This window comes from Pseudomonas sp. TAE6080 (assembly GCF_018732265.1).
GTDB lineage: Bacteria > Pseudomonadota > Gammaproteobacteria > Pseudomonadales > Pseudomonadaceae > Aquipseudomonas > Aquipseudomonas brenneri.
Window position 1 is genome coordinate 123119 of record NZ_JAHIDY010000016.1, and the last position, 8722, is coordinate 131840.

Annotated in this window: 5 protein-coding genes; 1 reads left to right on the plus strand and 4 read right to left on the minus strand. The window is 60.7% G+C overall.

Translation table 11 applies throughout. The annotated features are described in order from the left end of the window. Positions 1-9: 9 nt before the first annotated feature. From KL786_RS14355 to KL786_RS14370, 4 genes are all read right to left on the minus strand, one after another. Positions 10-894: a TauD/TfdA dioxygenase family protein gene (locus KL786_RS14355; RefSeq protein ID WP_215518028.1), complete on the minus strand. Its 885-nt coding sequence runs from the start codon at positions 892-894 to the stop codon at positions 10-12. Between the two features lie 224 nt (positions 895-1118). Next, positions 1119-2480, minus strand: a complete 1362-nt coding sequence (locus tag KL786_RS14360; protein ID WP_215518029.1) for an HlyD family type I secretion periplasmic adaptor subunit — start codon at positions 2478-2480, stop codon at positions 1119-1121. Next, positions 2470-4626 carry a type I secretion system permease/ATPase gene (locus KL786_RS14365; protein WP_215518030.1) on the minus strand — a complete coding sequence of 719 codons (2157 nt, stop codon included), beginning with the start codon at positions 4624-4626 and terminating at the stop codon, positions 2470-2472. Before KL786_RS14365 ends, KL786_RS14360 begins: the two co-directional genes overlap by 11 nt. A gap of 41 nt (positions 4627-4667) precedes the next feature. Beyond that, on the minus strand, positions 4668-6014 hold the full coding sequence (locus KL786_RS14370; RefSeq protein ID WP_032856471.1) for a TolC family outer membrane protein: 1347 nt from the start codon (positions 6012-6014) through the stop codon (positions 4668-4670). Between the two features lie 338 nt (positions 6015-6352). Between KL786_RS14370 and KL786_RS14375 the strand changes: the two genes are divergently transcribed. Further along, positions 6353-8722: retention module-containing protein (locus KL786_RS14375; RefSeq protein ID WP_215518031.1), on the plus strand; the 2370-nt coding region annotated here is incomplete at its 3' end.

Below are 8722 nucleotides of genomic sequence, written 5' to 3' on the forward strand. Positions count from 1 at the left end.
TGCTCCGAATCAGAAAGGCGCGTCGCCCTGGATGGTGGTGCGAAACAGTTTGCGGCGCAGGTGGCTGGGGCAACCGGCGGCCAGGTGGATCAGCGAGCGGTTGTCCCAGAACACCAGGTCGTGGGGCTGCCAGCGGTGGCGGTAGATGTTTTGCGGGTGGATGCTGTGGGCGAAGAGTTGGGCCAGCAGGTCGCGGCTTTCGTCCTCGGGCAGGCCGACGATACGGGTGGTGAAGCCTTCGCTGACGAACAGCGCCTGGCGCCCGTTTTCCGGGTGGGTACGCACCACGGGGTGTACCACTTCGGCGACCTGGGCCAGTTGTTCGGGGGTCAGGGTCGGGCGCCAGTTGCCTTCGAATTTGGTTTCGCTGTAGCGGGCGGTGTAGGAATGCGCAGCGCTGCGACCTTCCACGGCTTTGCGCAGATGCTCGGGCAACTGGTCCCAGGCTTTGTGCATGTCGGCAAACAGCGTGTCGCCGCCTTCGGATGGTAGTTCCTGGGCGTGGAGCATCGAGCCCAGGCTCGGCAGTTCCTTGTATGACAGGTCCGAGTGCCAGAACTTACCCGCATCGCCCAGGCCGATGGATTGGCCGTTTTCGATGATGTTGGAGACGATGAGGATTTCTGGGTGGTTGGCCAGCAGGAACTGCTTGAGCACATGGATCTGCAGCACGCCGAAGCGGCGGCTGAAGGCGATCTGTTGCTCGGGGGTGATGCGCTGGTCGCGGAACACCACCACATGGTGGTCCAGGTGCGCGCGGTGGATGCGGGCGAAGTCCTGGTCGTTGACCAGGCGCGACAGATCCAGGCCAATGATCTCGGCGCCTACGCTGCCGGGGAATGGGCGGATGTCGAAGGTTTGCGCGGTGGGCAAGGCGGCTGTGGCGGTGGACATGTGATCACTCCCTGGCAGTCAGGAGAGTGACTTTATAGATATAAGAATTAGAATTTAAATACCATTAAGGAATAACGATATGGCCTTTTTGCGGTAGGGCCTGGGAGATGGGGTGGGGTTGAGGGCCCCATCGCAGGCAAGCCAGCTCCCACATTGAACGGCGTACGCGGTCCAAAATGTGGGAGCTGGCTTGCCTGCGATGAGGCCAGGCCAGGCAATCGAGATCAACGCTCCTGCAGCGACTCGGCCCGGGCCTTGATGATCGGCTTGAGCAGGTAACTGAGGATGGTCTTCTTGCCAGTGATGATGTCGACCGAAGCGACCATGCCAGGAATGATGATCAGCGGCTTCTCATCGGTGCCCAGGTGGCTGCGGTCGGTGCGCAAGGTGATCATGTAGTAGGTGGTTTTCTTGTCTTCATCGGTAATGGTGTCGGCACCGATGCGCTCCAGCTTGGCCTTGAGGCCGCCGTAGATGGTGTAGTCGTAGGCGGTGAACTTGACCACGGCTTCTTGCCCCGGGTGCAGGAAGGCGATGTCTTGCGGGCGGATCTTGGCTTCTACCAGCAAGGTGTCGTCCAGCGGTACGATTTCGACCATGTCGCTGCCCGGCTGGATCACGCCACCAATGGTGTTGACCAGCAGTTGCTTGACGATCCCGCGCACCGGCGAGGTGACCAGGGTCCGGCTCACGCGGTCTTCGAGAGCTTTGCCGGTGGCCTGGGCCTTGTTCAGGTCAGTGCGCGCCTCATTGAGCTCGGTCAGGGCTTCGCTGCGGTACTTGCCACGGGTCTCGTCGATCTTGCGTTGTACTTCCTTGATCGCCGAGTCGGCGCGGGGAATGGCCAGGGTGGTGGCGTCCAGTTGCCCACGGGTTTCCATTTCTGCGCGCTTGAGACGCAGCACCTCCACCGGCGACACCGCACCCTGGGCGACCAGGGGTTCGGACATGTTGATTTCCTGGCGCTGCAACGACAGCTGGCTACGATACTGGCCCTGCTTGGAGGTGTATTCGCGCATTTCTTGCTGGCGCTGCGTCAATTGCTCCTGCAAGCCGCCGATTTCGTCCTTGAACTGCTGGCGCCGGCTTTCGTACAGCGACTGCTCGTTGATCGCCTGGGTTGGCGCAGCAGCCCGCACATCTTCAGGGACATTCAACGGCCGGTCTTCGATCTGGGCGTTCAAACGCTCGATGCGCAGCAGCAGGGACAGGCGCTGGGCCTCGGTTTCCCCGGCGTTGGAAACAAAGCGCGTGTCGTCCAGGCGGATCAGCGGCGCACCGGCCTCAACGATCTGCCCTTCCTTGACATACAACTCGGCGACGATACCGCCCTCAAGGTTCTGGATCTTCTGCAATTTGGAGGAGGGAATGGCCTTGCCATCACCGCGTGTCACTTCGTCGACCTTGGCAAAACCGGCCCACAGCAGCATGCACAGGAAAAACCCGATGATCCCCCAGATGGTCAGCCGCACCACGCGCGGGGCATCTTCGATCAGGGCCTTCTTGACCTCTGGCAGTGGCTGGCCGTCCAGCGAATCGGAACCAATGAAATAGCGACGGACCGCGTCCTTGAATTTACGCAACACTGATCTGCCCCTTCTTCAACGCTTCCATCACGACAGCTTTCGGGCCATCGGCAAGGATTTGCCCACGGTCGATGACCAACAAACGGTCCACCAGGGACAGCAGCGACGCACGGTGCGTCACCAGCACCACAGTCTTGTTTTCCACCACGGCTTGCAGGCGCTGTTTGAGGCGCTCCTCACCGGTGTTGTCCATGGCGCTGGTCGGTTCATCCAGCAGCAGGATAGGCGGGTTGAGCAGCAGGGCACGGGCCAAGGCGACGTTTTGTCGCTGGCCGCCAGAAAGGTTCTGGCCCCGCTCGCCCACTTGCAGCTCGTAGCCTTGTGGGTGCAGGCGGGCAAATTCGTGGACGCCGGCCAATTCAGCGGCTTGCAACACCACTTCGTCTTCAACGTAACGGGCGCCGGAGACCAGGTTGTCGCGCAGGGTACCGGCCAGCAGTTGGATATCCTGGGGCACATAACCCACGTTGTGGCGCAGTTCGCTGACGTCGATCTGGCGAATGTCCACGCCGTCTACCAATAAGGCCCCGGAATCAGGTTGGTAGAGGCCCACGATCAGTTTGGCCAGGGAGCTTTTGCCCGAACCGCTGCGCCCGATGATGCCAATTTTCTCGCCGGGCTTGATCACCAGGTTGATGTTCTTGAGCGCCATGTTCTGCTGGTTGGGGTACGTGAAATTCAGGCCCCGGCACTCGATGGCGCCTTGCAGGGTGCGGCGGCTCAAGGGGCGCTCTTCGAAGTTGCGCTCCTGGGGCAGCTCCATCATCTGGTCGGTGGAGACCATGGTGACTTTGGCTTGCTGGTAGCGGGTCATCAGGCCCGACAGCGATGCCAGGGGGCTGAGGGCGCGGCCACTGAGCATATAGCAGGCAATCAGGCCACCCATGCTGAGGTTGCCGTCGATGATCTGGTAGACGCCGAAGACAATCATGATCACACCGGCCAGTTGCTGGATCAGCAGGGTGATGTTCATCGACAGCCCAGAGAGCATTTTCACCCGCAACTCAAGACGGCTGAGGGTGCCAATGGTCTGTTCCCACTGGTACTGGCGCTCGCTCTCGGCGTTGTTGACCTTGACCGCATCCAGCCCGGCCAGGGTTTCAATCAGGCTCGACTGGCGCTCGGAAGCCAGGGCCATGGTGCGTTCCATGGTGGCAACCAGCGGCTTTTGCAGCAGGTAGCCGATGCCCAGGGCAATCGGGAAGGCCAGCATGGGGATCCACACCAGGTGCCCACCGAGGATCGCGATCACCATGAATATCAGCAAGGTAAACGGCAGGTCGATCAGGCTGGTGAGGGTCAGGGACGCGAGGAAGTCGCGCAGGCTCTGAAACTCGTGGATGTTCTGGGCGAAGCTGCCGACCCGCGCCGGGCGGTACTTCATCGACATGCCGACGATCCGCTCGAACAGCGTGGCCGAGATGATCAGGTCGGTTTTCTTGCCGGCCAGGTCCAGGCACAGGCTACGCAGGCTCTTGAGGACCAGGTCGAACACGTAGGCAATGAAAATACCGGTGGCCAGCACCCACAAGGTGGCAGTGGCCTGGTTCGGCACCACGCGGTCGTAGACGTTCATCACGAACAACGGCGCGGCCATGGCAATCAGGTTGATCAGGAAACTGGCAGCGATGGCATCGGCGTAGAGCCAGCGCGAACGCTTGAGGGTGTCGCGAAACCAGGAACGGGCCCGGGGGATCAGGGTGCCGTGGCTGACATCGAATTTGTGCTGGGGCTGGGCAAAGAACACTTTGCCGATGTAGTCATCGGCCAGCGCTTCACGCTTGACGATGGTTTCACCGCCATCGCTTTCGCTGAGCAGCACCTGGGCCTCGTCTTCACCCTGCCAACCGAGCAGCACGGCACTGCGGCCGTCCTTGAGCAGCAGCAGCGCCGGCATGGCAATCGCGGGGATCGAATCGAGCTTGCGTTGCAGCAACCGCCCTTGCAAACCGGCGCGGGCCGCAGCGCGGGCCAGCAAGTCAGCGGTCAGTTGCTGGGCCGGCAATGGCAGACCGGTGGTCAGCATTGCCGCACTGGCGGGCTTCTGGTGCAGGGCGCAGAGAGCCAACAACCCGTCGAGTAACGGGTCGTCGTGCAATGTGCGGGGATCATGACTGAGATGGACTCGACTGACTTCTGATTCCACGCGGGCTCTCTCAACTAACAGATGGGACTATAAGGAATAGCTCAATTCATCCCAGGCAGTTGGACTTTCGGCTTCACATCGTTCTGTACGACGGAGGCCATCGGTGCGACCACTCCCTGGCTCTTGAGCAACTCGCCCATGGTCGCCTTGATTCGGTACTGAGTAAATAACTGAACGTTTTTTATCTCTTCTAAACGACGCGAAGCCGTGAACAGCTCGTTTTCACTGTCGAGCAAGTCAAGCAGAGTTCGTTCGCCCAGGCTGAATTGCTTCTGGTAGGCGCCGCGCACTTTGCTGCTGTGGTCGACGTATTGCTGGGCAATCGGCACCTGGGCATTGGCATTGTTCATGGCGTTCCAAGCCAGGCCCAGCTCTTCGTTCAACTGACGCAAGGCGTTGTTGCGGATATCCAGGGCCTGGTTGGACTGGTAGGACTTGGATTCCAGCTCGGCTTTGTTGCTGCCACCGGCGTACAGGTTGAAACGCATGCGCAGCATGGCTTCCCAACCGTTGTTGTGGCTGGCGTCACCGTCGATGTTGTTGTCGGCGTTGCGGCCCAACTCGGCGTCGAAACGTGGGTAAAAGGAAGACTTGGCGGCTTCGTATTGCTTTTCAGCGGCGGCGATATCGGATTCGGCCGAACGCAGGATCGGGCTGTTATCCAGCATCTGACGGCGCGCTTCGTTCAGGTTGGCAGGCAGCAGTGCCATGAAGCTGGGTGGACGCTCCAACTGATCGGCGTCTTGGCCGACGGCGCTCAGGTAGTTGGTCTGGGCATCGGCCAGGTTGGTCTGCTCGGTGATCACGTTGTTGCGGGCCTGGGCCAGACGGGCTTCGGCCTGGTCCAGGTCGGCCCCGCTGCCGACGCCACGCTGGGTGCGCAACTTGATCTGGTCGTAGATACGCTCGTGATTGCGCAGGTTGTCTTCAGCCAGGCGCACGAACTCACGACGGGTCAGGACATCCAGGTAAACCTGGGCTACCGTCAATGCAGTGCGCTCGGAAGTACCCAGCAGCGAAAACGCGCGGGAGTTAACGGTGGCTTGTTGACGCCCTACTTCACTGGAAGTGGCAAAACCGTCAAAAACCATTTGCTGCAAGCGCAGGCTCGACTCACCGCGATTGAGGGTATCCCAGTGGCCACCACGGGCACGGGTGGAAGAGCTGTCGGTGCCCTCACGGCCATAACCGGCGTTCAGGTCGACACGCGGCAGGTAACCACCCTTGGCGGCACGCAACTGATAGTCAGCCGCGATACGAGCGTTGACCCCTGCCTGAATCTCAGGATGCACATCCAGCGCTTGCTGCATGGCCTGGGGCAGGGTTTGGGCTTGTACAAAACTGGCGGCGAGAACGAACGGTATTGCCTTAAGCAGGTGCAAACGCATTTAAAAATCCCCAGGACTTCTTGTCTCAAGTCACAGCAACTTGGCGTGCTGCGTTAGAAAATGGCTACCGTAATGACCGTACGTCGGAAAGTTCAAAAGCGGAACTGGTTCACACATGTAGGACGGTTCGCCGCATGAATATCAATGTGACATTAGCGAGGCGATTGTTTAGGATGGCGCCAAGAAGGTCAATAGTTTGGCATAAAGTAAATTGCCAAAAAATATAGCCAATTATTTGACGCCACTCGTTTTACAAACTACGCACCTCCCAGGCTGATGAAACCCATAGGTTCTCAGTCATAGGACACCCACAGAATGGATCGCCGGAGAAATCTTCAATGAGCAGTGTTGTTGCAATCGTCAAGGGCATTGTTGGCCAAGTTTTCGTCATTTCTCCGGAAGGTGCCCGTCGGCCGCTGGTTGAAGGTGATCGCCTGTTCGCCGGCGACCAGATAGACACCGGTATGTCGGGCGCCGTCAGCCTGGAGCTGGCCGATGGCCGCACCCTGGACCTGGGGCGTGATACCCAGTGGAGCGCCACCGCGCCTGACTCCAGCACCGACCTGGCCCAAGCCACCGCGCAAGCGGCGCCTTCGGTTGCCGAACTGCAGCAGGCCATTGCCGCCGGCGCTGACCCGACCACCGACCTGGAAGCCACCGCCGCAGGCGCGGCAGCGGCAGGTACCGGTGCTGCCGGGGGCGGCCACAGCTTTGTGATGCTCGATGAGACTGCCGGCTCGGTCGATCCGACCATTGGCTTCCCCACGGCTGGCCTGGGTTTCGCGACCAATGCGCTGACCAACGAACTCGGCGGGCAACCAAACGACCCGCTCACGGCGGCACCTTTGCCGTCGACCCTGACCCTGGGCGCCACGCCGACCATCACTGAAGCCGGCGGCGTGCTGACCTACACCGCCACAGTGACCCAGCCGTCCACCAGTAACCTGACTGTTACCCTGTCCAACGGCGCGGTGATCACCATCCCGGCCGGCCAGGTGACCGGTTCCGTCGACGTGCCCCTGGCACCGAACGACAGCCCGTACATCGATCCCGGTCAGATCAGCGTGACCGTGACCGGCACGACCGGTGGCAATAACCTGGTGCTCACCGTCGACCCGACGCCGGCCGTGACCCAGATCACCGACACCATCGACACCACCACCGTGACCCTGACGGCAGGCGAAACGGTGACCGAAGGTGGTCCGATCACCTACACCGCGACCTTGACCAACCCGGCGCAGACACCGGTCACCATTACGTTGAGCAATGGTTCGGTCATCACCATCGAGCCTGGCAAGTCCACCGGCACCGTGGTGGTCGATACACCTGCCAACGATGTCTATAACAACGGCAGCACGGTCAGCACCACGATTACCGGGGCTACCGGTGGCAACTTCGAAAACCTGGTGCCAGACACCACGCCAGCCGTCACCACCATTACCGACTCGGTCGACGACACCGGCCTGACCCTGACCGCCACCAACACGGTCACCGAAGGCGGCCAGATCACCTATACCGCAACGCTGACCAACCCGGCGCAAACGCCGCTGACCGTGACCTTGTCCAACGGTTCGGTGATTACCATCAAGGCCGGCGAGTCCACCGGCACCGTGGTGGTCGAAACCCCGGCGAACGACGTCTACGTCAATGGCAGCACGGTCACTACGACCATCACCGGCACCACCGGTGGCAATTTCGAAAACCTGGTGCCCAACACCACGCCAGCCGTCACCACCATCACCGACTCGGTCGATACCACCACCGTGACGCTGACTGCGCCGGGCGATATCAACGAAGGCGACCAGATCACCTACACCGCCACGCTCTCCAATAAAGCAGAGACTGACGTCACGCTGAAACTGGATAACGGTTCGACCATCATCATCAAGGCCGGTGAAACCGTTGGCTCCGTCACGGTTGATGCCCCGGGCGATGATGTGTTTGTCGACAAGAGCACGCAAACCGTCAAGATCACCGAGACTACCGGCGGCAACTTCGAGAAACTGGAAGTGGCCGGTGACGGCGCTACCACGACCGTCAACGACACTATCGACAAGGTCGATGTAGTCCTGACCGCCACGACCACCGTGGGCGAAGGCGGTAACATCGTCTACACCGCTTCGCTTGTGGACAAGGCAGGCAACCCGGTCACCAACATCACCAACCCGTTGACCGTGACCCTGGACAATGGCCAGACCATCACCATCGGCGTCGGCCAATCCGCCGGCACTGTCACCACTGTTGCGCCGAACGATGTGTATGAAGGCAACCCGACCATCACCACCGCCATCACCAATGTGACCGGCGGCGCGCATTTCGAGAACCTGGTGCCAGGCACCACGCCGGTCAACACCACCGTAACCGACACACCCGGCACTACCGACACCACCACCGTCACGCTGACCGCACCAACCGAGGCCGACGAAGGTGGCAACATCACCTACACCGCGACCTTGAGCAACAAGGCCGGCAGCGACCTGACCCTGACCCTGAGCAACGGTGACGTCATCACCATCGCCAAGGGTGAGACGACTGGCCAGGTGACGTCCAAGGCACCGAGCGACGACGTATTCAAAGATGCCGGACCGATCAACGTCACGATCAATCCGGACATCGTCGGTGGCGGCTTCGAGAAGCTTGATATCGCACCGGGCGGCGCAACGACGCAGATCAACGACACCATCGACAAAGTCGATGTGGTCCTGACG

Bases quoted from the DNA above. Each gene is read 5' to 3' on its own strand.
- KL786_RS14355 (WP_215518028.1), bottom strand. From the start codon at position 894: ATGTCCACCGCCACAGCCGCCTTGCCCACCGCGCAAACCTTCGACATC.
- KL786_RS14370 (WP_032856471.1), bottom strand. From the start codon at position 6,014: ATGCGTTTGCACCTGCTTAAGGCAATACCGTTCGTTCTCGCCGCCAGT.